General features: G+C 35.3%; 23 protein-coding genes and 1 other annotated feature. Of the genes, 4 read left to right on the top strand and 19 right to left on the bottom strand.

Translation table 11 applies throughout. The features are described from left to right. Nucleotides 1-2: 2 nt before the first annotated feature. The 4 genes from ytpR to PYW36_RS04875 form a co-directional block, all read right to left on the bottom strand. Nucleotides 3-602 carry a YtpR family tRNA-binding protein gene (gene ytpR / locus PYW36_RS04890; protein WP_037574419.1) on the bottom strand — a complete coding sequence of 200 codons (600 nt, stop codon included), beginning with the start codon at nucleotides 600-602 and terminating at the stop codon, nucleotides 3-5. A gap of 8 nt (nucleotides 603-610) precedes the next feature. Then, nucleotides 611-1,471 (bottom strand): DUF1444 domain-containing protein, encoded by an 861-nt coding sequence (locus tag PYW36_RS04885; protein WP_103159179.1) that lies wholly within the window; start codon nucleotides 1,469-1,471, stop codon nucleotides 611-613. A gap of 92 nt (nucleotides 1,472-1,563) precedes the next feature. Beyond that, nucleotides 1,564-1,872, bottom strand: coding sequence for a thioredoxin family protein (locus tag PYW36_RS04880; RefSeq protein WP_103159180.1), 309 nt, complete (start codon nucleotides 1,870-1,872; stop codon nucleotides 1,564-1,566). A gap of 13 nt (nucleotides 1,873-1,885) precedes the next feature. After that, nucleotides 1,886-2,965, bottom strand: coding sequence for a M42 family metallopeptidase (locus tag PYW36_RS04875; protein ID WP_103159181.1), 1,080 nt, complete (start codon nucleotides 2,963-2,965; stop codon nucleotides 1,886-1,888). Between the two features lie 82 nt (nucleotides 2,966-3,047). Between PYW36_RS04875 and PYW36_RS04870 the strand changes: the two genes are divergently transcribed. Next, the gene (locus PYW36_RS04870) at nucleotides 3,048-3,365 is read left to right on the top strand and encodes a hypothetical protein (protein ID WP_103159182.1); all 318 of its coding nucleotides are present in this window, start codon (nucleotides 3,048-3,050) and stop codon (nucleotides 3,363-3,365) included. Nucleotides 3,366-3,528: 163 nt separating this feature from the next. Here PYW36_RS04870 and PYW36_RS04865 read toward each other — a convergent pair whose 3' ends face one another. The 8 genes from PYW36_RS04865 to PYW36_RS04830 all read right to left on the bottom strand — a co-directional run bounded on the left by PYW36_RS04865 (nucleotide 3,529) and on the right by PYW36_RS04830 (nucleotide 11,486). Beyond that, a complete protein-coding gene (locus PYW36_RS04865; protein ID WP_037574431.1) occupies nucleotides 3,529-4,374 on the bottom strand; it encodes a YtnP family quorum-quenching lactonase in 846 nt (281 codons plus the stop codon). Between the two features lie 86 nt (nucleotides 4,375-4,460). Continuing rightward, nucleotides 4,461-5,126 (bottom strand): tRNA (guanosine(46)-N7)-methyltransferase TrmB, encoded by a 666-nt coding sequence (trmB, locus tag PYW36_RS04860; protein ID WP_037574434.1) that lies wholly within the window; start codon nucleotides 5,124-5,126, stop codon nucleotides 4,461-4,463. Between the two features lie 14 nt (nucleotides 5,127-5,140). Further along, nucleotides 5,141-5,932 carry a phosphotransferase family protein gene (locus tag PYW36_RS04855; RefSeq protein WP_037574436.1) on the bottom strand — a complete coding sequence of 264 codons (792 nt, stop codon included), beginning with the start codon at nucleotides 5,930-5,932 and terminating at the stop codon, nucleotides 5,141-5,143. 230 nt (nucleotides 5,933-6,162) lie between these two features. Continuing rightward, the gene (gene dat / locus PYW36_RS04850; protein ID WP_037574439.1) at nucleotides 6,163-7,011 is read right to left on the bottom strand and encodes a D-amino-acid transaminase; all 849 of its coding nucleotides are present in this window, start codon (nucleotides 7,009-7,011) and stop codon (nucleotides 6,163-6,165) included. A 1-nt stretch (nucleotide 7,012) separates the two neighbouring features. Next, nucleotides 7,013-8,422, bottom strand: coding sequence for a dipeptidase PepV (pepV, locus tag PYW36_RS04845; RefSeq protein WP_103159183.1), 1,410 nt, complete (start codon nucleotides 8,420-8,422; stop codon nucleotides 7,013-7,015). A gap of 181 nt (nucleotides 8,423-8,603) precedes the next feature. Continuing rightward, nucleotides 8,604-9,023, bottom strand: coding sequence for a hypothetical protein (locus PYW36_RS04840; protein WP_037574442.1), 420 nt, complete (start codon nucleotides 9,021-9,023; stop codon nucleotides 8,604-8,606). Between the two features lie 106 nt (nucleotides 9,024-9,129). Beyond that, the gene (locus PYW36_RS04835) at nucleotides 9,130-9,846 is read right to left on the bottom strand and encodes a pseudouridine synthase (protein ID WP_037574445.1); all 717 of its coding nucleotides are present in this window, start codon (nucleotides 9,844-9,846) and stop codon (nucleotides 9,130-9,132) included. Further along, nucleotides 9,846-11,486, bottom strand: coding sequence for a putative polysaccharide biosynthesis protein (locus tag PYW36_RS04830; RefSeq protein WP_037574447.1), 1,641 nt, complete (start codon nucleotides 11,484-11,486; stop codon nucleotides 9,846-9,848). The genes PYW36_RS04835 and PYW36_RS04830 overlap by 1 nt, the downstream gene beginning before the upstream one ends. A 116-nt stretch (nucleotides 11,487-11,602) precedes the next feature. Here PYW36_RS04830 and PYW36_RS04825 point away from each other — a divergent pair, with 116 nt between their 5' ends. Further along, entirely contained in the window at nucleotides 11,603-12,865 is a 1,263-nt protein-coding gene (locus PYW36_RS04825) for a BaiN/RdsA family NAD(P)/FAD-dependent oxidoreductase (protein WP_103159184.1), read from the top strand. A 265-nt stretch (nucleotides 12,866-13,130) separates the two neighbouring features. Here the strand turns inward: PYW36_RS04825 and PYW36_RS04820 are convergent, their stop codons facing one another. From PYW36_RS04820 to PYW36_RS04810, 3 genes are all read right to left on the bottom strand, one after another. Continuing rightward, nucleotides 13,131-13,442, bottom strand: coding sequence for a rhodanese-like domain-containing protein (locus tag PYW36_RS04820; RefSeq protein WP_103159185.1), 312 nt, complete (start codon nucleotides 13,440-13,442; stop codon nucleotides 13,131-13,133). A gap of 26 nt (nucleotides 13,443-13,468) precedes the next feature. After that, nucleotides 13,469-15,907: a leucine--tRNA ligase gene (gene leuS / locus PYW36_RS04815; protein WP_103159186.1), complete on the bottom strand. Its 2,439-nt coding sequence runs from the start codon at nucleotides 15,905-15,907 to the stop codon at nucleotides 13,469-13,471. 19 nt (nucleotides 15,908-15,926) lie between these two features. Then, nucleotides 15,927-16,110: a binding site (T-box leader), on the bottom strand. A 131-nt stretch (nucleotides 16,111-16,241) separates the two neighbouring features. Continuing rightward, nucleotides 16,242-17,423, bottom strand: coding sequence for an MDR family MFS transporter (locus PYW36_RS04810; protein WP_037574457.1), 1,182 nt, complete (start codon nucleotides 17,421-17,423; stop codon nucleotides 16,242-16,244). 111 nt (nucleotides 17,424-17,534) lie between these two features. Here PYW36_RS04810 and mnmL point away from each other — a divergent pair, with 111 nt between their 5' ends. Then, a complete protein-coding gene (mnmL, locus tag PYW36_RS04805) occupies nucleotides 17,535-18,494 on the top strand; it encodes a tRNA modification radical SAM protein MnmL/YtqA (protein ID WP_037574460.1) in 960 nt (319 codons plus the stop codon). Continuing rightward, nucleotides 18,491-19,063 carry a tRNA 5-(aminomethyl)-2-thiouridylate-methyltransferase MnmM gene (gene mnmM, locus PYW36_RS04800; RefSeq protein ID WP_037574463.1) on the top strand — a complete coding sequence of 191 codons (573 nt, stop codon included), beginning with the start codon at nucleotides 18,491-18,493 and terminating at the stop codon, nucleotides 19,061-19,063. Before mnmL ends, mnmM begins: the two co-directional genes overlap by 4 nt. Nucleotides 19,064-19,180: 117 nt before the next feature. On the opposite strand, the gene PYW36_RS04795 is transcribed toward mnmM, so the two are convergent. From PYW36_RS04795 to PYW36_RS04780, 4 genes are all read right to left on the bottom strand, one after another. Beyond that, nucleotides 19,181-19,591, bottom strand: a complete 411-nt coding sequence (locus PYW36_RS04795; RefSeq protein ID WP_037574466.1) for a transcriptional regulator, SarA/Rot family — start codon at nucleotides 19,589-19,591, stop codon at nucleotides 19,181-19,183. Between the two features lie 144 nt (nucleotides 19,592-19,735). Continuing rightward, nucleotides 19,736-20,692, bottom strand: coding sequence for an L-lactate dehydrogenase (locus PYW36_RS04790; protein ID WP_103158785.1), 957 nt, complete (start codon nucleotides 20,690-20,692; stop codon nucleotides 19,736-19,738). A gap of 120 nt (nucleotides 20,693-20,812) precedes the next feature. Continuing rightward, nucleotides 20,813-21,634 (bottom strand): alpha/beta fold hydrolase, encoded by an 822-nt coding sequence (locus tag PYW36_RS04785; RefSeq protein WP_037574472.1) that lies wholly within the window; start codon nucleotides 21,632-21,634, stop codon nucleotides 20,813-20,815. Between the two features lie 197 nt (nucleotides 21,635-21,831). Continuing rightward, a complete protein-coding gene (locus PYW36_RS04780) occupies nucleotides 21,832-22,164 on the bottom strand; it encodes a hypothetical protein (protein WP_037574475.1) in 333 nt (110 codons plus the stop codon). Nucleotides 22,165-22,546: the final 382 nt, after the last annotated feature.

Raw genomic sequence — 22,546 nt, 5'->3', positions numbered from 1 at the left:
CTTTATTCATTAAAAAATGATTGTCCAACAGTATAATGGTCATCCAATACCATAATTCCTTTTTCTTGTGGCGCATTTGGCAAATTCAACTCTTTCATTGAACACACCATACCACTAGAAGCGACACCCCTTAATTCTGCATCTTTAATTAACATGCCACTAGGCATCACTGCTCCAACTTTGGCAACGACCACTTTTTGCCCTTGTTCAATGTTAGGTGCGCCACAAACAATTTGTAATGTTTCATCTCCAACATCAATTTGACAAACACTCAATTTATCTGCATCTGGATGTTTTTCTTTTTGTTGGACGTATCCTACAACGAATTTTGGTGAAAAATCAGCATCAAGTTTATAATCCAAATTAGAGTCATCGATTAATTTTTGAATTGCAGTGGCATGCTCCTCTTTAAACTTAATATGACCTTGTCCTTCTAAATTTAAATGTTCTTTTGCGTTGAATATATTAAACCCTACAATTTGTGAATCTTTTTTAATGGCAATAATATCACCAAATTGTTCATATTCAAACGGTCCATCAACTGTTTCAATTTGTAGGAATGCGACATTGCCTACACCAGTCGGATTATAAAATAAATTCATTCGTACATCTACTCCTTATTTTTGTTATCTTTAGAGGCACCTAAATGTTGAACCACATTTGGAGATGCATTTAATTTAGATTTGTTATTTTTACCTAATATAAAAATAGGTTCAAAACGTCCTTTTTCATAGCCTAATGACAATGAGGTAATTGGCACTAACCCATTTGTAAAAAACTCCATAGTCATATGTGCCATAATGTCATAACCTGTTTTATTTCTAATATCCGCAATAATCAACACATCTTGGTGAGGGAGTGCAATTAGCATTTCACCCTCAATTTTATCTTCAAATGAACTGAGTAATGAGGCATTTAATACTCGACTTGCATCATAACCATCATTAGTATTAATAAAATAAAAAATATTACCTTTAACTTCATCAGTTTTATATGGGTTATCTAATTTTCGCACATTAAATAAAGCCATTTCTTTGATTTGTTGCTCTGTTAAATTTAAATCTTTTAATAAAGACTCATCAATCAAACGATAAGACTTTCCTAAGTCTAGTGCATAATAAATTCTTGTCTCAGCTGTATGTTTTTCTGTAACAAAATCGTTTCCCTCTTTAGTTTGAGTTGGGAAACTTGTTGCACGAATGACAGGCATAATACGTTTTTCATTTAAAATCTTATGGGCTTCATCTTGCATTTGATGAATTGTTTCTTCAACATAGTAAACAATTTCATCAATGATATTTTTTTGCCCTTTATTGTATTTAGCTACAATGGGAGACAGCTTTACTGTGACTCCTTTTTGATTGTCTGTTCGATAAATTCGTAATGATTCTTGGTCACGATTAAATTGATATTGTACTTCTAAATGTGTTAAACGTGATTTCAATGTATCTCTCATTTTAAAGACATTCATATTTTCACTCCTAAATACATGCCTTACATTAGTTTACAATAAAAACACCTCTAGGACTAGAGAAAAACCATGTCCTAAAGGTGAAAATATCATTAAAATTGTGCTAGAAATTGATCGATTTGTTCAATTGATTTTCTTTCTTTGCCGATGTAGTCTCCCACACGTTCACCACCATCATACACAATAAAACTTGGAATGCCCATGACCCCTTCATCAATTGCTAAATCCATAAAAGCATCACGGTCAACAGATGCAAAATTAAAATTAGGATATTTTTCTTCCAACTTTAGTAAATCAGGTTCAATAAAACGACAATCAGGACACCATCCTGCGGTAAACATAAAAACTGATTTGGATTGAGTTAAATTTTGATACTCCTCTACATTTTGAATGGATTTCATTATAAATCCTCCTTTATTGTTCGTATTGTAATTGTTGAATTTGTTTTTCATTTAGGCTACGAATCGCATGTAATAACCATTGTTTCGCTTGATGATAGTCTCGGATATCAAATACAGCGTCTGTGCTGTGAATATATCTTGCACAAACACCTATAACAGCGGTTGGAACCCCCGTTAATGACTTATGGATGACCCCACCATCTGTTCCACCTGGTGAGATATAATATTGATATTTTATATGATGTTGAGTGGCCAAATCCATTAAAAAGGCTTTAAAGTTCGGTTTTAATAGCATTGTCCCATCTTTAATTCGTAACAATGCGCCTTGCCCTAATTGACCAGAGAGACCTGATTGCCCCTTCATATCATTGGCTGGAGAGCAATCAACCACAAAGGCTAAATCTGGTTGTATTAAATGTGTAGCGGCCTCTGCCCCTCTCAATCCTACTTCTTCCTGAACATTTGCACCTACATACAAATCCACCTCTAGGTCTATGTCATTGAGCGCTTCTAAAATTTCTAAGGCAATAACACATCCGTAGCGGTTGTCCCATGCTTTCCCTGCAAAACGGTGTTCAGACAATTGAATAAGTTCTGTATGTGGAACGATTGGATCACCAATAGCTATCTCTCGTTGAAATACTTCTTGCTTATTTTCAGCACCAATATCTAACAATAAATCTTCTATTTTAGGTGCGCCTTCTTGGCCTGTTCGAAAATGCTTAGGAATATTAGCAACCACCCCTATAATTTCTTCATCTGTAGAGGTACGAATTTTTAATCGTTGCCCTTGCCAAATATCATTCGCTACACCACCAAGCGCGGTAAATTTGATGAATCCTTCTTGCGTAACCTCTGTAACCATAAATCCAATTTCATCCATATGCGCAGCTATCATGACTCGAGGTGCATTTGCTTTTTTACTTTTTTTCACACCATAAATACCACCCATACGATCGTAGACAAACGCGTCTACGTAAGGCGACATCTGTTCTTTTAAAAAGTGACGCACTGGCGCCTCGAAATTAGGAGCACCATGCAATTCAGTTAAAGTTTTAATCCGATTAAAAGTGATATCGTTCACTTGATTCACTCCTTTTATTTATCTCATTTATTACAGTATACCACTTAAAATATGATAAACTGTAGCTAAGTCTTTTAAGGAGGCGAAAGCTATGTTTACGAAAAAAAATTGGCCCCTCATGATTCCTTTTGCAATTGGAACATTAATGGCGGGGAGTTATTTCTATGTTATTCGTAATGAAAATGACAAAATTAAACCCCCGAATACAGTTCTAGAAAAAGTCAAAAAGTATTTTCATAATGTTACAGGGTCATTTATATTGTATGAACCCGTGTTTTACCATAAAAATGGCGTTGATTATAAAGCTTACAAAGGTGGCATCACAACGAAACGAAATGATGTCATTCATCAATATACATTTTATGCCGATTCGAAAACAGGCGAAATATTAGATATCGAAGACAAGTAGTCCTATAACCGGGGAGATTAATAATGAATAATGTTAATCTTCATCCCGAAAAGTAAAAAAGGTGGCAGTTTAGATTGCAACATTTTAGATGTTTAAACAAAATGTTACAAAACTGACACCTTTTTTAGTCCTAATTTTAGCCCTTGTTAAATTCCACTCACGCTTATTTATCGCTATCCCCATTTACATCTCTTTTTATTTGAGTTTGAATTTTCTTTCCATCTTCCGTAAGTTGAATTGCCAAATTTGTGACATCATGATAAAACAAAATCCAACGGCCTTCAGATGCGTATTTCCGCGTTAAACGTTCTTTTTCTCGAATCGATTGCATTGGATAGTCGTCATAGGCCGTCACCCAAAGTGGGTTGATGTGTGCGCTCGTTGATAGAATATCTGCCATATGAACGGCTTTTTCATTTTCACTTTCAATTTCAATAATACAATGGCCATAACTATGTCCACCGGTATGAACCATTTTAATACCGGGATACGGTTCGATATCTCGTTCGAATAAAATCATTTTAGATTCATATGTCCCTCTATTTTGAGGCCAATACGTAGCTTTACTTCTTATATTAGGGCTTATAAATTCATGCCACTCATCTTGTTGTATATAGTGCCAAGCATTTGGAAATATAGCGCTACCCTCTTCATCTGTTAATCCTGTAGCATGATCGAAATGCATATGTGTCATCAAAACGAGATCAATATCTTCAACTGTTAAACCAAGTTGAGACAAAGACCTAGCGATTTGACTTTCCTCCGTTACGCCATAATTTCTCAGTTGTTTATCTGTAAGCTTACCTTGACCTATCCCAGTATCAATTAAAATGTTTTTATCACCTGTTTGAATCAATAAAGGGTGTGTGACGAGTGGAACTTGATTTTGATCATTTACTGGATACTTTTTAACCCATAGTGGTTTAGGCACAACTCCAAATATCGCGCCACCATCCATTTGGGTCGTCCCCCCATTTAAGGATTGAATTTCAAAATTGCCTAATTTCATAATTTCCGCCCCTTTTTATTAAAAAAGTGAGACAAGAATCAAAGCCTAGTGTTTGATTACAATATCTCACGTTTTATTATGTAAAATTAGTCTTTGTTCATCATGTGTGTAAAATCCTGATGAAACTTCGCTTCCATGCGATAAATCCTAGAGCCTTTTTCAGCAAATTTAAATTCATACTCTGTTGGGATATTATCTCCTTCATCTTCTTGATGGAGATTTAAATTTATTTTTGTAAAGTACATTCCGAATTGAGACATACTTTCTAAGCTATAGGCAAATAGGCCTCGATTATCTGTTTTAAAATGAAGTTCACCCTCAGGATGAAGTATTTGTTTATAAATAGTTAAAAAACGGTGATTGGTGAGGCGACGTTTAGCGTGTCTCGTTTTAGGCCATGGATCCGAGAAATTCAGATACAGACGACTGACTTCGTGTGGAGCAAAGTATTCATTAAGTATGACTGCATCATTACAAAGCAATTTTATGTTTTTTAACTTTTGGTCTAGGACCTTATCCAATACGCGAATCATAACATTTTTATCACGTTCAATCGCCACGTAATTAATATTAGGGTTTAGAGCCGCAAGGGAAGTAATATATTTCCCCATACCTGAACCAATTTCAATGTGAATAGGTTGCTCTTTATCAAACCAAGACGAAACACGTTGTTGATGTACCCCGTCTAAGTCCACAATATCCCCATGTTCTCTTAGATAAGATTCAGCCCAAGGCTTGTTTCTCATTCTCATGATTCATAGTCTCCTTATATAAATACATTACTCTTCATCACAGCATGTAAAAATTTGAGCCATGTATTCATGTCTTTAAATCGCTTATGTTCTTCATTCCATTGAACCATACCAATAGATTGAATCACTGTGTACCATTTCATTCGTTTTTTTAGATTCATTGTTTCTTTAACTTCATATATTTCAAACCAAGAAGACCACTCATTTTTAGGAACGTAGTTGTAAAGTAGCATTCCGATATCTATTGCTGGATCCGCTATCATTGCACCTTCCCAATCAACCAAGAAAAGCTCATCTTTGTCTGAAAGGAGCCAGTTGTTATGATTCACATCACCATGTACAACCGTATAAAAACGAGGATCATATTCTGGTACATGGGATTCTAAATAAGTTAATGCGTGACGAATAATGTGATGTGTTAAAACATTACTGGACAATGACGCATTAATTTTTTTCAACATAATCTCTGGCGTGATAGGTTCCATTTCCATTCGTTTTAACATGGTTAGAAGTGGACGTGATTGATGAATTTTTTTTAATAAGTGAGCAACTCGGTGTTGATTCATCTCATCAGCTTCTAGTTCTCGACCATTTTTCCAATGCTGTGCCGTAACTACTTCACCTGTTTCAATTCGCTTTGTCCAAACAAGCTTGGGCACAATACCTTCAGCAGACAATGCCGCAATAAAAGGATTGGAGTTTCTTTTTAAGAACAATTTTTGACCATCTTGTTCTGCCATATACGCTTCACCTGATGCGCCACCAGCTGAATCGAGCGTCCAACCTAATTGATAGAACTGCTCCACAACACGTTCACCTCACTTTCAAAGAGAAAAGGCTCAAGAAAGAAATAATTTCAAGAGCCATATTAATATCATTTATTTCGTACGAATACGTTCAATTTCTAAATTAGCACTCATAAACGATTTTATAATTAAACCGTTCGATTTTCAACCAAAAATGAGACACTAAACGACACATTTTTCTATTTTTTAACATCATAATGCTTCGTATTATTTTATATCATTTTAACACATTACGCTGAATGTGACTGTATATATTTTTCGAACCCTTTTTGTAAAATTCGTGTCAAATCTCCTACTTTACCTTCTGCAACAGATTCACCATCGATTTTAACAACAGGCATCACCTCTGCCGATGTACTAGAAATGATGACTTCATCTGCGGCCTTTAAGAAATCTACAGTAAATGTTTCTTCTTTGAATGGAATATTTTCATCTTCACAAACCCATTTGATGACTTTTCGTGTAATGCCATTCAAAATATAATTGTTTGCTGGATGTGTGTAGACAGCACCGTCTTTAATTGCATATACGTTACTTGAAGCCCCTTCAGTAACAATATCGCCGCGGTGTTGAATGGCTTCTTCAGCATTGTACTTAGTCGCAAATTCTTTGGCAAGTACATTTCCTAATAAATTTAAACTTTTAATATCGCAACGTAACCAACGAATATCTTCAGTTGTCACAACAGAAACACCTTCTTCTAATTCTTTGTAAGGTCTTTCGTATGAAGTTACAAAACCTGTCAATACAGGTTCAACTGCAGGAGTTGGAAATGCATGATCACGAGGTGCAGCCCCTCGTGTGACCTGAATGTAAATCCCACCATTCGTCACCTGGTTAACTTGCGCGAGTTCACGTACTAAAGATGTTAGAGAATCTACGGTATGGTTAAGCTCTAAGCCTATTTCGTTCGCACTTCTTAATAATCGTTCAAAATGTTCTTTCGCTGTAAAAAGCTTATTATCATATATGCGCACATATTCGTAAATACCGTCACCAAAATTGTATCCTCTGTCATTAAATGCGACTTTCGCGTCTTTCTCTTCTACAAATGATTCGTTTAACAATACTTTTGTCATATTATCCCTCCACGCAAATCGAGTGAATTGCTTCTAAATAAATACTTGTTGCATTAAAGAGTTGCTTTTTCGTAATGTATTCATTTTTTTGATGCATTAAATCCTCGGAATCTTCAAACATAGCGCCAAATGCAACACCTTTTTCTAGGTTACGTGCATATGTCCCGCCACCTATAGTATAAGAGTCACGCATATCCCCAGTTTGATTACGGTATGCTTGCAGTAATTTTTTAATAAATGGGTCATCAGGATCAACAAAATGTGGCTTTTGAACCTTACCAATTTTAATGTCAAAGCCTTGTTTACCCACTTCCTCTGTAAAATCACCTATAGCTTTGTCGAAATCAAAGCCTTCAGGATATCTTAAATTAACTCCGAACTGTCCACCATTTTTATTATCATATTTTATAATACCGAAATTCGTAGTCAAACTTCCCATTGCTTCAGTATGGAATTTCATGCCCATTTTCTCACCAAAATGTGATTCAAATAAATAAGACTCACTAAGGTTTACGAAGTTTTGTGCATTGATATCCAGTTTTAAATCTTTTAGGAAATGAATTAAATGTAATCCTGCGTTAACGCCAATGGATGGATCCATTCCATGAACAGCTTTGCCTTCAATTGTTAATTTTAATATACCACTATCTACTTCATGGTGACCTTTGAGTTGATGTTCATTTAAAAATGCTTCAAACTGTTGAATACAATCAGTTACATTTTCTTTGACTAGTACATCCGCTTCAGCCAAATCAGGCACCATATTGTATCGCTCACCTGATTTTAATGATAATAATTCAACTTCTGGTTCATTGTCATCATTCACACGGTTTTTTTGAATAATATCAAATGTCGTAATTCCCTTTTCTCCGTGAATGAGTGGAAACTCTGCATCAGGTGCAATACCAATTGTTGGCATCTCTTCAGTTTGAAAGTATCGATCTGTACATAACCAGTCTGATTCTTCATCCGTTCCTATGATGATATGTATACGCTTTTTCCAATCCACATTCATATCATTTAAAATTTTCACAGCATAATAAGCTGCAATTGTGGGTCCTTTATCATCTAATGTGCCCCGAGCAATAATTTGGTCATCTGTAACCACCGGCTCAAAAGGATCTGTATCCCAACCATCCCCTGCAGGAACAACGTCTACATGACCTAAAATCCCAAACAGTTCTTCACCTTTTCCAGCTTCGATACGTCCGGCAATATGATCTGTGTCAAATGTCGTAAATCCATCACGTTTGGCTAAAGCATACATATAGTCCAATGCTTCTTTTGGACCAGGACCTACTGGTAATTCATCAGTGGCTTTTGCATCATCGCGTACTGATTTTATCGCAAGTAATCCTTTTAAATCTTCAACAATTTCCGTTTCATATTCACGTACTTTTTCTCTCCACATGCTGATCATCTTCCTTTTGTATATTATGAATCCATTTTACATGATTTGGTTCTCAAACAACAGTAGAACCCTTGAAATATTTTTTATTTTTCTGAAAAAACAGATAGGACTATTACCTATTAAAAACCCCTCCAAAATACTTTTGGAGGGAGAAATTTGTATTAAACTGTAGAACTCAATACTACTCGTTAGTTCCACCATTTTTATTGTTTTTTAATTCTTCTTCAGTAACAACACGTAGATTATTAGATGGATCGCCGCCACCTTCATCATCAAATGCTGCTTCTCTTTGCTCGTGCGCTGAACCATTACCTTGAGTAAATTGTGATTTCTTTTGGTTTAAAAATGCTTTTGGATCTTGTTTAGCTTCATTCACGTAAGCTTTGGGATCAGCTTTCACTTTGTTTAATTCTTCTGTCGCTAATGCACTCACATTAGATACTTTTTCTCGTGCATTTTGCTTATAAGTATCAGGATCTTGTTTATATTTATCAATTTCTTGTTTCAATACATCGCGATTTTGTTTGTTTGACAATACAACCGCTAATGCTGCGCCACCAATACCAATGATGGCTCTCAATAGATTTGCTGATTTAGCCATTTTATATCACCTCTTTGAATTCTTACCAATAAATACCCACTTAGAGATGTCTGAAACATTTCAAAGAAAGGAAATATATAGCTATTTTGAAATATTCATCTATTTGTCACTCTGATTCTATATCTTTTTTAGTGAGTCCAAGTCGTTGGAAGTCATCTTCTGTTAGTTTTCGATAACCACCCGGTGGCAATGTTTCATCTAAAGTTAATTCGGCAATCTTGAGTCTTTTTAAATAAATGACTTCATTATTAACATAATGAAACATCCGTTTAATTTGATGAAACTTCCCTTCAGTAATGGTGATTTCAGCTGAATTTGATTCTATTATTTCTAAACTTGCAGGTTTTAATTTTCCTTCTTTTAAGGGAACGCCTTCTTTAAAAATATTTATCGTGTTTTCTTCAATAACATGCTTTGTTTCCACATAATAGGTTTTAGACACATGATGTTGAGGGCTCATTAATAAATGATTAAACTTTCCATTATTTGTAATTAAAATTAACCCTTCAGTATCTTTATCTAATCTACCTACAGGAAATAAATCGAGGTGTTGATAATCATGTATTAAATCTATAAGTGTAGAATGTCGGTCGTCCTTTGTGGCTGAGATGACTCCTTTTGGTTTGTTTAACATTAAATACACAAAAGGCTCATAGGCTATTACTTTTTGGTTCACAGTGATACGATCTTCGTACGGATTAATTTGTGTTTTAGCTGCTTTTACTCGATGATCATTGAGCGTGACTTCTCCTTTTTTGAGTAATGTTTTAATCTCTGAACGAGACCCGACGCCCATATCAGCTAAATACTTATCAATTCTCATTATAAAAATCTCAACCCCAGTTTGCGACGGAGTTTATTTGGGATGTCGCCTAAAAATTTGTCTGCCAATTTAGTGCGCATTGTTAATACACCATAAACCAAACCACCCACAATGACACAAATCACTGTAATGATAAGGGCACCTATTTGAGTAGATGGTGAAATAAAGAATTGTAGAACAAAATAAGTCAATTCAACAACAATCATCATGATGAACCCATATAAGAAGATGTGGCATACATCAAAAATGGTATCTTCAAATTTAAATCGTGCATATTTTTTTAAAACTATCAGGTTACATAAAATTGCGAAAAGCAATGCAATACTTGTACTTAAAATGGCGCCTGCAGTGTGAAAAAGGATAATCAACGGCGTGTTGAGAATAAATTTGATAATTACCGAGCCGAAAACGATAAATACTGTCAGTTTTTGTTTATCAATCCCCTGTAACATTGACGCAGTTACACTTAATAACGAGATTAAAATAGCTGCTGGGGCGTAAAAGAATAGTAAGCGACTACCATCAAAACTGAACTCATAAAAAACAGTATATAATGGGATAGCAAGCGCCATGATTCCTAGACTCGCCGGTACTGTAATAAACATGAGTACACCTAGTGATGTCCGTATTTGCTTATGCATTTCTAAATAATCCCCGGACTCATATGTTTTTGTAATATAAGGTATTAAACTAATCGCAAAACCTGCAGCGAGTGATGTAGGAATCATCACAATTTTATTTGTAGTCATATTCAACATCGTAAAAAACATGTCTTGTAATCGTGGTGTAATTCCCACTAAGCTCAAGGCGTTATTGTGTGTTAATTGGTCAACAATAATAAATAATGGGAAATTTAAACTTACAATGACGAAAGGAATACTGTAAGAAATAATTTCTTTGTACATTTTACTATAAGGGACGTCTATCCCAGTCATATCTGATTCGACCATCTTTTGAATATGTGGTTTTCGTTTAATCCAATACCACCAAAGCGTTAATAAGCCTGCGATTGCACCAATAGCAGCACCAAATGTTGCAATACCATTTGCAAAGAGTACAGAGCCATTCACCACGTTTAACACGATATAGCTCCCTACTAATATGAACAAAATTCTCGCAATTTGTTCTGTGACTTCAGAGAGTGCTGTAGGCCCCATGGATTTGTATCCCTGGAAGACCCCTCTCCAAGTGGCTAATAACGGAATAAAAATAACAACAAAACTGATTGTGCGAATAATAGATGTAATTTGATCTACCGTCCACCCGTCTGCATCATTCGAATTATTCGCAATCGTAATGGAGGCAATTGTTGGTGAAAGAAAATACAAAACTAAAAATCCAAGTATCCCTGTGATACTCATGACGATAAAGCTAGATTTATATAGTTTCTGACTCACGCGATAAGCGCCGAGTGCATTATATTTAGCCACGTACTTAGAGGCAGCTAAAGGTACACCCGCTGTTGCAACAGCAATTGCAATGTTATAAGGACCATAAGCATAATTAAATGGCGCTAGATTGTCGGCGCCCCCAATAATTTTATAGAACGGGATAATATAGATAATCCCTAAAATTTTGGTAATAAGAATACTAATTGTTAGAAGAAAGGTCCCTCTGACTAATTCTTTATTTTCACTCATAGCTCAACCTACCTAACCTACTAATTTCAAAATTAAATTATAACACAATATGGTTATTATACACGTATTCCTATTATGTTAAAATCGTAATATCAAAACGAAGGAGAAATATTTATATGTGCTATCAAACGATTGTCATTGGTGGTGGGCCAAGTGGACTCATGGCTGCAATCTCTGCTAGTGAACAAGGTCAACGCGTATTACTTCTCGAAAAGAAAAAAGGTCTTGGTCGAAAATTAAAAATATCAGGAGGCGGTCGCTGCAATGTCACTAATCGCCTTCCGTATGCTGAAATTATTAAGCACATTCCTGGAAATGGAAAATTTTTATACAGCCCCTTTTCAATTTTTGATAATGAATCAATCATTGACTTTTTTGAATCCCGGGGAGTAGCTCTAAAAGAAGAAGACCATGGTCGCATGTTTCCAGTAAGTAATAAAGCCGAAGATGTGGTGAATACACTTATCCGAACATTAAAGCAACATGACGTTACAGTTATCGAAGAAGCCGCTGTGGTAAAAACTCAAAAAAATGATCAACAAAAATTTGAAGTGTATACTCAAAATCATAAAAAGTTTGTGGGCAATAGTTTAATCATTGCGACGGGAGGAACGAGTGTCCCTCAAACTGGATCAACTGGGGACGGGTATCGCTTCGCTAAGCAATATGGGCACACTATTACAGACCTTTTTCCAACAGAGGTCCCGATAACTTCTTCCTCACCATTTATCAAAAAGCAAACACTTAAGGGTCTGAGCTTAAAAAATGTTGCATTATCTGTTTTGAAGAAAAACGGAAAAAAACGCATCACTCATCAAATGGATATGTTGTTTACACACTTTGGCATCAGTGGACCCGCAGCACTACGTTGCAGTCAATTTGTCTATTATGAGCAAAAACAACAACACCAAAAAGAAATACTCATACATTTAGACGTTTTTCCTGACGTGAACGAGGAGCAACTGAAAGATAAGATTCGCCAACAATTAAAAAAACAACCAGATAAAATCATTAAAAATAGTTTGCACGGACTGATTGAAGAGCGTTATCTTAACTTCATTATTGAACAAGCCCAAATCGATTTCGAAACAACGTCACACCATTTAACAGCACAACAGTTGCATCAACTTGTGCATTTATTTAAAAATTTTACTTTTCCAGTCAACGGAACACTTCCTATTGAAAAAGCTTTTGTGACTGGAGGCGGTGTTTCAATTAAAGAAATTACGCCTTCAACGATGGAATCCAAACTGACACCTGGCCTCTTTTTGTGTGGGGAAGTATTAGATATTCATGGTTATACTGGCGGATATAATATTACAAGCGCATTAGTTACAGGTTATGTTGCGGGTTATTTTGCTGGATTTTATCAAGGTTAAAAAATGTGGAGCTGGGACATAATTAATTTCATGTATTAGATTGTTCCATAAAGCCTCGCTTTTTAGATGCCTCAGAAGTCTCGGCTTAGGAATCAATCAAAATAACTATATTTATTCACAACCCTAAAGTTATAAACTTTACCGACTCAATTTTATTGAATTAAGTTGTAACAAAATAGCCATCCAAATTTACCCTCTGATAAATTTGGATGGCTTTTTAATTTTAAACGGGCGCTAAGTCCCAATCACATTACTTTTTAAAGCTTTAAATTCGTGGATAGTCAAGTCCTTCATTACCAAAGGCATGCATTCCGCCTTCGACATTGACCGCTTCGATATCATGATCATTTAAATATTCCACAACTTTAGCGCTACGTACACCACCTGCACAAACAATATAATAAGTTTGATTTTGATGGAATTCTTTTAAATGATCGGGAATTTCATTCATAGGGATATGCTTAGCGTTTGGAATCATTCCCATAGAGACTTCTTCATCTTCGCGAACATCAACGATATGCACTGGTTCATTTTGTAATAGTAACGTTTTTAACTCATCCGTTGTAATTTCCTTCATTTTATCCATCCCTTCTCATTTCTTAATTATTTGGCTACAATATTTACTAATTTTTGTGGAACAGCTATTACTTTTTTAATGTCTTTACCTTCAATCGCTTGTTGAACATTTTCATTTTCAAATGCGAATTGTTCCATTTCTTCTTTTGATGCATTTTTAGGAATTTCTAATTTAGCACGTACTTTCCCATTGACCTGAACGACAATCTCAACGACGTCACCTTCAAGTAATTCTGCATCATAACTCGGCCACGGTTGGTAAGTAATTGTGCCCTCATGGCCTAAAATTGACCATAATTCTTCACCGATATGAGGGGCAATCGGTGCTAACATTTTTACAAATCCTTCGATATACGATTGATTGATTTTTTCTGCTTTATAACAATCGTTAATAAATACCATTAACTGACTAATGGCTGTATTGAAGTTCAAGGATTCAAAATCCTCTGTGACTTTTTTCACGGTTTGGTGATAAGACTTTTCAAGCTGTGGTGTTTCTTCTCGAACCACTTTTGGACTCAATTCATTATTTTCAGTTACGAGTAAACGCCAAATTCGATCAAGGAAACGTCTAGAACCATCTAAGCCATTTTCACTCCAAGCAATTGATGCATCAAGTGGCCCCATAAACATCTCATATAAGCGCAATGTGTCAGCGCCATGAGAATTTATAATATCATCAGGATTCACGACATTACCTTTTGATTTACTCATTTTTTCATGGCCCTCACCAAGAATCATACCTTGGTTAAATAATTTTTGGAAAGGTTCTTTCGTCGGAACAACCCCAATATCATAAAGCACTTTATGCCAAAAACGTGCATATAATAAGTGTAATACCGCATGTTCTACCCCGCCAATGTATAAGTCAACAGGTAACCAGTGCTTTAATTTTTCAGGATCTGCTAACATTTGATCATTTTTAGGATCGATATATCGTAAGTAGTACCAACAACTTCCCGCCCATTGCGGCATTGTATTCGTTTCACGACGTCCTTTCATACCCGTTTCTGGGTCTGTCACATTTACAAACTCATCAATATTAGCTAAAGGTGATTCCCCTGTGCCTGACGGTTTGATTTCATCAGTTTTAGGTAGCAATAATGGGAGTTCATTTTCAGGTACAGTTGTGATGGAACCATCTTCCCAATGAATAATTGGAATAGGTTCACCCCAGTAACGTTGACGACTAAATAGCCAATCACGCAACTTGTAGTTCACTTTCTTCTCACCATGACCTTTAGCTTCTAAAATTTCAATTGCTTTTGAGATAGCCTCTGAATTATTCATTCCATTTAATGCATCAGAATGAATGTGTGGCCCATCTCCAGTGAAGACACCGTTTGTTAATTCTCCTTCAATGACGTATTGCACAGGTAAATTAAATGTTTCTGCAAATTCATGATCACGTTCATCGTGACCAGGGACTGCCATAACTGCACCTGTACCATAAGTAGAAAGCACATAGTCCGCAATCCAAACCGGTACGCGTTCACCCGATAAAGGATGAATGGCATAGGCTCCTGTAAACACACCTGTTTTTTCTTTAGCCAAATCAGTACGTTCTAAATCTGATTTTTTTGCTGCCGCATCCTGATATTTTTTAACTTGATCTTTAAATTCGGGCGTTGTGATTTGATTAACTAGACTATGCTCAGGACTTAATACAAGGAAAGTGGCACCATAAATTGTATCTGGACGTGTTGTAAATACTTCGATTGTTTCATTTATAGTTTCTACATTGAAAGTGACTTTTGCTCCTTCAGAACGACCTATCCAATTACGTTGCATATCTTTGATAGATTCAGGCCAATCTAAAGTTTCTAAATCCTCTAATAATCGGTCAGCATATTCTGTGATTTTAAGTACCCATTGTTTCATTGGACGACGCACTACTGGATGGCCTCCACGTTCTGATACACCATCTACCACTTCTTCATTTGATAAAACTGTTCCTAATGCCTCACACCAGTTTACAGGTATCTCATCGACGTAGGCTAAACCTTTTTTATATAATTGGATAAATATCCATTGTGTCCATTTATAATACTCAGGATCAGTTGTACTTACCTCGCGATCCCAATCATAACTAAACCCGAGCTCTTGAATTTGACGTTTGAATGTTTGAATATTTCTTTTTGTAAATTCAGCCGGGCTATTACCAGTGTCTAAAGCATATTGTTCTGCTGGTAAACCAAATGCATCCCAACCCATTGGATGTAAAACATTATATCCTTGCATACGTTTATAGCGCGAAATGATATCTGTCGCCGTGTAGCCTTCAGGATGACCCACATGTAAACCCGCCCCAGAGGGATAAGGGAACATATCTAAGGCATAAAATTTCTTTTGTCCTAAATTGTCTTCAGTTTTGAATGTTTTGTTTTCGAGCCAATACTTTTGCCACTTTTTTTCAATCTCTTGATGGTTATAATTCACAAGTTTTCCTCCTAATTCAAAAAACATCTCAAATCCATGATGCTTTAATAGGGACGATGTTTACCGCGGTACCACCCTAGTTCACTACTGTGCGCTTCATTACATAATGGATTGAGATGTCATAAAAATATATTATAAACACGGCAAGTTCACTTCATGTATTACATCAGTTCACACCAACACTGACTCTCTTTGGAAATACAAATGAAGTTACTACTCCTTGATTTGTAAAAGTTAAACAAACCCATGATTCATGTCTTTGATATCCCTATAGTTCATAAGATTAATATACTAAAAAGACATTCTATAGTTATTACTATCATATGAAATTTACAGCATTTATGCAAGAGGATGATATCAGTTAATGATAAAGTACTTTTTTATCAATTCGACGATCAAATATCGATAGAAAACCTAAGGAAATGACCAATAAGCCAATCATAAACAAAAACATGACTTGCATATTATAAACATCTACTAAAATCCCGCCTATAAGAGGACCGAACGCTTTACCAACTGTTGAAGCCGAATTGACAATACCTTGATAGACCCCTTCTCTGCCTTTTGGAGAAAGTGCATTGGCAATCGTTGGAACGGCTGGCCAAACAAACATTTCAGCAAAGGTTAATATCACCATACCAACGATAAACATTGTAAAACTTTCAGCAAAACTAGTAACAAAAAAAGAAATAATAAAAATAAATACACCTACAAAAAGTTGTTTTTTTAATTGTCCTTTCAGTAAATGAATAATTGGCAAAATTAATGGTTGTCCTAACAGAATGAGTAAACCATTTATTGTCCAAAGAAGACTATACTGACTCATTGAAATACCTATTTCTTGTGTGAAAGATGCAATCGTCGTTTGCCATTGGACATATGTAATCCAACATATGGCAAACATCACACAAATTAATATCAAAGCCGTAAAATGCTTTTTATTTTGAACATGCGTCATGCCCTCAATCGTTTCAGCAGTCTTGACTGTCGCACGATAATCCATTTTAAAATTGAATAGCGCAACGAAGAAAAATAGAATATACATGAACAAGTTTGCGATAAATATATAGTTAAAACTCCATTCAGCCACAAAACCACTCAATGCTGCACCTAAGGCCACACCAATATTTTGCGCTAAATATATAGCATTGAACGTTTGTCGACCTCCTCTTGGCCAAACAGCGCCAGCCATCGCATAAATCGCTGGAATAATCATTCCGCCGCCAAAACCTAAAATAATAAGCCAAAGTGCATACCATGGCCACCCGTGAAAAAAGTTAAGGCCAATTGTAGCGAACAAACTTATCCAAGTCCCTAACATTATCGTCCGGTAGCCACCCAAGCGATCAAATAACGTGCCCCCAATTAAATTACCAACGACCATACCAAAAGCGTTCACCATTAATACGACCCCTGCAGTACTTAAAGATTTTCCTAGTACTTCATTCATATAAATCGTGTTTAATGGCCATAAAAAACTGGCACCAGTGATATTGATTGCCATTCCTATCACAAGCCACCATATTTCTTTCGGCATTTTCATAAGTTCAACACCTCTTTATTTATTTCTCTATAATAAAACACTATAACACGATGTCATTAAAATATGTTAAAATCTTGAGATATAATGTACAAAGAAAGGAAGTTACAGCAAATGGGTGAATATTTTCCATATGCTTTTGAAAATAAACGCTATCATACTTTAAATTATCATCTTAAAAATCGATTTGGCCAAAAAATTTTCAAAGTAGCCCTTGATGGCGGGTTTGACTGTCCCAATCGTGACGGTACCGTGGCACATGGAGGATGTACGTTTTGTTCAGCTGCGGGTAGTGGTGATTTTGCAGGCAATCGTGCTGATGCCATTGAAGTTCAATTTAAAAAAATAAAAGCACAAATGCATGAGAAATGGCATGAAGGTCAATATATTGCCTATTTCCAAGCATTTACAAATACGCATGCACCAGTGGAGGTGTTGCGTGAAAAATTTGAAGCTGCACTTAATGAAGAAGGTGTTGTAGGCCTATCAATCGGTACAAGACCAGACTGTTTACCAGATGATGTAGTCGACTATTTGGCTGAACTTAACAAACGGACTTACTTATGGGTTGAACTCGGTTTACAAACTATCCACCAAAAAACATCTGATTTAATCAATCGCGCGCATGATATGGAATGTTATTACGAAGGTGTACAAAAGTTAAGAAAACATAATATTAATGTTTGTTCACATATTATTAATGGTCTTCCAGGCGAAAATTATGACATGATGATGGAAACCGCTCAGGCTGTCGCTGAAATGGATGTTCAAGGTATTAAGATTCATTTGCTTCATTTATTAAAAGGTACACCTATGGTTAAACAATATGAAAAAGGTTTACTTGAATTCATGACAAAAGAAGAGTATATCTCATTAGTTTGTGACCAATTAGAAATTTTACCTCCGACAATGATTGTCCATCGTATTACGGGTGATGGTCCGATTGACATTCTTGTCGGACCAATGTGGAGTGTCAATAAATGGGAAATTTTAAATGATATTGACAAAGAATTAGCAAGACGCAACTCTGTTCAGGGCGCCAAGTATAATGGCAAAGGTGCTGTATTAACATGATTGTTCAACGTGTCCTTCCCTTCGCCAAATCTCTTATTACTTCTCATATTACTGACAAAAGTGTAGTGATAGATGGGACATGTGGAAATGGATGGGATACATTGTTTTTAGCACAATCCGTCCCGAATGGTCATGTCTACGCTTGTGATATACAATCTTTGGCCATTGAGAATACACGAGAAAAAGTAAAGGAGATGTCACATGTCACCCTTCTTCAAACAGGACATGAGACAATTACAAATTATATTGCTGAATCCCATCGACATTCGGTAGATGCTGCCTTGTTTAACTTAGGTTACTTGCCTAAAGGAGATAAATCTATTGTTACAAACGCAGAAAACACAATTTTAGCCATAGAATCCATTTTTGAATTATTGCGTCCAGAAGGAATTATTGTTTTAGCCATATACCCTGGGCACCCTGAGGGACGCGTTGAAAGCGAAACGTTACTCAATTACTTTCATTCCTTCGATCAAGAGAAGGCGCATATTTTAAAATATGAATTTATTAACCAACAAAATCATCCTCCATTTATTATTGGAATAGAAAAAAGAAGCGCTAGGCCGTAAGGGTCTAGCGCTTCTTATCGTTTAATTATTTTACATACACCAAATTATTTAAGTTTAAAAATAAGAGAGAAATATCAATCAGTAATAATTTACATGTTTGTATATTGCAGACTTATTTTATAATTCACAACCATCAATAATAGATTTAAGTTGATGTCTTAAATTATCTTGATGTTTTTCGATTTGTTCACATGTGAAATTGATTAAGTCTTGTTTGTCTTGCTCTTTGTCTTCGTTAAAATGAATAATCACCGTACGTTCGTCATCTGTTGGTCGTTCTTTAGTGATCCATTTCTTTTCAACGAGGTTATTAAAAGTTCTCGTTCTTTTATACGCTTTGACTTTTACATACTCATCCATCTCTTTTAACGTCATTGAACCCTTATCCCATAACGTTAAAAGAATTAAAAATTCCTCTTTTGACAAACCGTACTGATTTTCAATTTCGTCAAAAATATACTCGACTTCTTTTTGCAAATTATCTAATAGTACAATGTCACTGACATCATATTTTGATTGACTCGCCATGATTAAGCCCCCTATTATAGTTTAAACTTTTACCATACTATTTGGTTTATTATGGTATGTTTACCCTACTCAAAAAAACTTAATCATATTAATTTCGTCAAAAACAAATATATATAATCAATATAAAATTTGTACTTTTGAATTTTATGATTCAAATAAGTAGTCAATAGAAGCTTGCATATCTTTTAAAACTTTAACAGATTTTGCAAATTTCTCAGTTTCTTCATCATTTAATGGCGTTTCAATAATACGTACTGCACCTTCGCCATTAATGACAGTTGGCACACCAGTATATACGCCTTCATGTCCGTATTCACCTTCTAAATAACTTGAAACGGTTAAAACAACATTTTGGTTACGTAAAATCGCTTTAGAAATACGCATTAAGCCCATAGCAACACCATAATAAGTGGCACCTTTTGCTTTAATGATGTCATATGCCGCATCACGTGTTTGAACGTAAATATCTTCAATCAAGTGAGATTTTTCTGGATCGTTTTTTAACTCTTCATATAATGGCACACCTGCAATCGTTGCGCTTGACCATACAGGAACTTCTGAATCGCCATGTTCACCTATAATATTTGCATGTACACTTGAAGGTGCAACATCGAAAGCTTCACTTAACAAATGTTTGAAACGTGCAGTATCTAAAATAGTACCTGAACCAATGACTTTATGTTTAGGCAGACCTGAATATTTTAATGTTATGTAAGTTAAAATATCAACTGGGTTTGCAGCAATTAAGAAAATACCATCAAAACCGCTGTCCATGATTGATGTAATGATCCCTTTATAAATTTTTGCATTTTTTTCTACTAAGTCAAGACGAGTTTCTCCGACTTTTTGAGGGGCTCCTGCACAAATGACAATTAAATCTGCGTCGCCACAATCTTCGTATTTACCTTGCTTAACTTTTACAGGAGACATTGCATAAGGTGCCCCATGGTTTAAATCTAGTACATCTCCACGTACTTTATCTTCGTTAATGTCAATGATAAGCAATTCATCAGCAATACCTTGACTCACCATTGTAAATGCATAGCTTGCACCTACAGCGCCATTACCTACTAATACCACTTTATTACTTTTCTTTCCCATACTGACACGCTCCTATCAATCAGTTCATTAAATAATGTTATTGTGATTTTTTTCACATTATTAATTTACCATGATTTCGCGATGTCTGCAACATTTTATTATGAGTAGAATAACTTTTACTTAAATTGTTTCTTGATCATTGACAACAAAACCTGCTGCATATACGCGGTTGTTTAAAAAGCTTAATACGTAGCGCATAACCGCTTCTCTTTCAGGTTCATTTTGAATTTCATGTGCCAAACCGCTCCAAGATTTAAAATACAATTCTTCACTTAAAGTTTGAGAAATAAATTGTTGCGTCATTTCAATGTCTGAAATATTATCTTCAGTACCATACATGACACATAATGGGTACGAACGCATTTGATTCAAATGTTCTCCAGTTTTTTTCATTGCATGAGCCACTTCTTTATACCAATGATAACTCACTTTCTTTAACATCAAAGAATCGTTTTGCGTCTCTTCTTGAACTTCTGGATTTGAAGTTAAATCTTCTATATCAAAACCTAAATCAAATTTTGCACTTTTAGAAACATCCCCTACGTGAGAAGTCAAAAACAGTTTACGTGTTTGCTTTGAATTGTGGAACGCAAATAATGGAGACAAGAGAACCAATCCCTCAATCGGTAAATCAACTTTTTCAAGAAGATTAACAGCGATTAAACCACCCAATCCTACACCAATAACAAAAGTGGGTAAATGATATTCTTCTGCAATTTGCACCCATTCTAATACACGTTCTTGATAAACTTCAAAATTATCAATTTGCCCCTTTTTTGTACGAGAGCTTTGACCTTGACCAGGTAAGTCACCCATAATCACATGATATCCATTTCTTCTCAAATGTGTAATTACATATGCATAACGTCCAGTATGCTCAAGCATATTATGTATAATAACGATAACACCTTTTGCTTCATTTTCAGTTTCCCATTTCCACATATTGCCAATTCCTTCCTATTGCTTTAATTCTTTATTTTATCTTAACAATTATCCCTCAAATGCGCTAACATATATCAATCGTTAAACGCAATTTCACTCTCTATTTGTTTAAAACATAAAAAGCTGAGACAGTTTATTGTCCCAGCTCAACTTAATCTATTTTTGAAGGATAGGTTTTCGCAATTCATTCAATATCATTACGCAATGTTGAATTTTTTTCTAATAATCGGTAGTCGTGAAATTAATAGAACTAACAAAATTTCATAGAAAGTTGGGAAAAACTTCGCGACTAACATTAAGAAAAACTGACCTATTAATGTTCCTTCCCCTTGCGAAGCATTAAAATTCGCAATAATACCTGCATCAATAATATTTAACGCAAGAATAACGACGAATGCAAGCCAAAGTTTTTTTGTAATTAAAACAATCGCGAGACCGATAAGTACGAGCAAAATAAGTTCGAATACAAAATATTGAACAAACGTATCAAGTTCAGTTCCTAAGGTATAATAGACCAAATCTTTAAACATTTAACATGTCTCCCTTTAATATGCTTACTATTATTTTATCACGGTTCGCTCACTCTGATTTTAAATTTACCGTAAAGTTTTCCCTCTCATTTTTACACTAAATTAACATTAATAACCTACACGATTTCTTTAACGTTTATTTACATCATCTTATTATGAACTTTATAACCCTATGCTATGTTAATTTTAAGTCATATTCGTGAAGGAGTCGCGTATGAAATTCATTTTAAAGTGTCTCATTAGTTTCTTCTTGATATTTAATTTTCCAGTGTATACTGCATTGATGCAAGAACCTATCGATGCGACCATCCAACTTTCGTACTCAACGTCTACAACTTCATCTCATTGATAAGAAACTGTTCACATTCTAACTTAAAGCACA

This window comes from Staphylococcus chromogenes (assembly GCF_029024625.1).
GTDB classification, from domain to species: Bacteria; Bacillota; Bacilli; order Staphylococcales; family Staphylococcaceae; genus Staphylococcus; species Staphylococcus chromogenes.
The sequence above is the reverse complement of the archived record's forward strand: the minus strand, read 5'-3'. Positions and strand labels throughout refer to the sequence as shown.

Excerpts from the sequence above, each read along its gene's own strand:
- mnmL (WP_037574460.1), top strand. The coding sequence starts at position 17,535 with ATGGGTGAATATTTTCCATATGCTTTTGAAAATAAACGCTATCATACT.
- PYW36_RS04885 (WP_103159179.1), bottom strand. The coding sequence starts at position 1,471 with ATGAATGTCTTTAAAATGAGAGATACATTGAAATCACGTTTAACACAT.
- PYW36_RS04790 (WP_103158785.1), bottom strand. The coding sequence starts at position 20,692 with ATGGGAAAGAAAAGTAATAAAGTGGTATTAGTAGGTAATGGCGCTGTA.
- PYW36_RS04785 (WP_037574472.1), bottom strand. The coding sequence starts at position 21,634 with ATGTGGAAATGGGAAACTGAAAATGAAGCAAAAGGTGTTATCGTTATT.
- mnmM (WP_037574463.1), top strand. The coding sequence starts at position 18,491 with ATGATTGTTCAACGTGTCCTTCCCTTCGCCAAATCTCTTATTACTTCT.
- PYW36_RS04880 (WP_103159180.1), bottom strand. The coding sequence starts at position 1,872 with ATGAAATCCATTCAAAATGTAGAGGAGTATCAAAATTTAACTCAATCC.
- PYW36_RS04795 (WP_037574466.1), bottom strand. The coding sequence starts at position 19,591 with ATGGCGAGTCAATCAAAATATGATGTCAGTGACATTGTACTATTAGAT.
- PYW36_RS04810 (WP_037574457.1), bottom strand. The coding sequence starts at position 17,423 with ATGAAAATGCCGAAAGAAATATGGTGGCTTGTGATAGGAATGGCAATC.
- leuS (WP_103159186.1), bottom strand. The coding sequence starts at position 15,907 with ATGTTTTTTGAATTAGGAGGAAAACTTGTGAATTATAACCATCAAGAG.
- PYW36_RS04835 (WP_037574445.1), bottom strand. The coding sequence starts at position 9,846 with ATGAGAATTGATAAGTATTTAGCTGATATGGGCGTCGGGTCTCGTTCA.
- PYW36_RS04825 (WP_103159184.1), top strand. The coding sequence starts at position 11,603 with ATGTGCTATCAAACGATTGTCATTGGTGGTGGGCCAAGTGGACTCATG.
- PYW36_RS04870 (WP_103159182.1), top strand. The coding sequence starts at position 3,048 with ATGTTTACGAAAAAAAATTGGCCCCTCATGATTCCTTTTGCAATTGGA.
- pepV (WP_103159183.1), bottom strand. The coding sequence starts at position 8,422 with ATGTGGAGAGAAAAAGTACGTGAATATGAAACGGAAATTGTTGAAGAT.
- dat (WP_037574439.1), bottom strand. The coding sequence starts at position 7,011 with ATGACAAAAGTATTGTTAAACGAATCATTTGTAGAAGAGAAAGACGCG.
- ytpR (WP_037574419.1), bottom strand. The coding sequence starts at position 602 with ATGAATTTATTTTATAATCCGACTGGTGTAGGCAATGTCGCATTCCTA.
- PYW36_RS04780 (WP_037574475.1), bottom strand. The coding sequence starts at position 22,164 with ATGTTTAAAGATTTGGTCTATTATACCTTAGGAACTGAACTTGATACG.
- PYW36_RS04820 (WP_103159185.1), bottom strand. The coding sequence starts at position 13,442 with ATGAAGGAAATTACAACGGATGAGTTAAAAACGTTACTATTACAAAAT.
- PYW36_RS04840 (WP_037574442.1), bottom strand. The coding sequence starts at position 9,023 with ATGGCTAAATCAGCAAATCTATTGAGAGCCATCATTGGTATTGGTGGC.
- PYW36_RS04830 (WP_037574447.1), bottom strand. The coding sequence starts at position 11,486 with ATGAGTGAAAATAAAGAATTAGTCAGAGGGACCTTTCTTCTAACAATT.
- PYW36_RS04865 (WP_037574431.1), bottom strand. The coding sequence starts at position 4,374 with ATGAAATTAGGCAATTTTGAAATTCAATCCTTAAATGGGGGGACGACC.
- trmB (WP_037574434.1), bottom strand. The coding sequence starts at position 5,126 with ATGAGAATGAGAAACAAGCCTTGGGCTGAATCTTATCTAAGAGAACAT.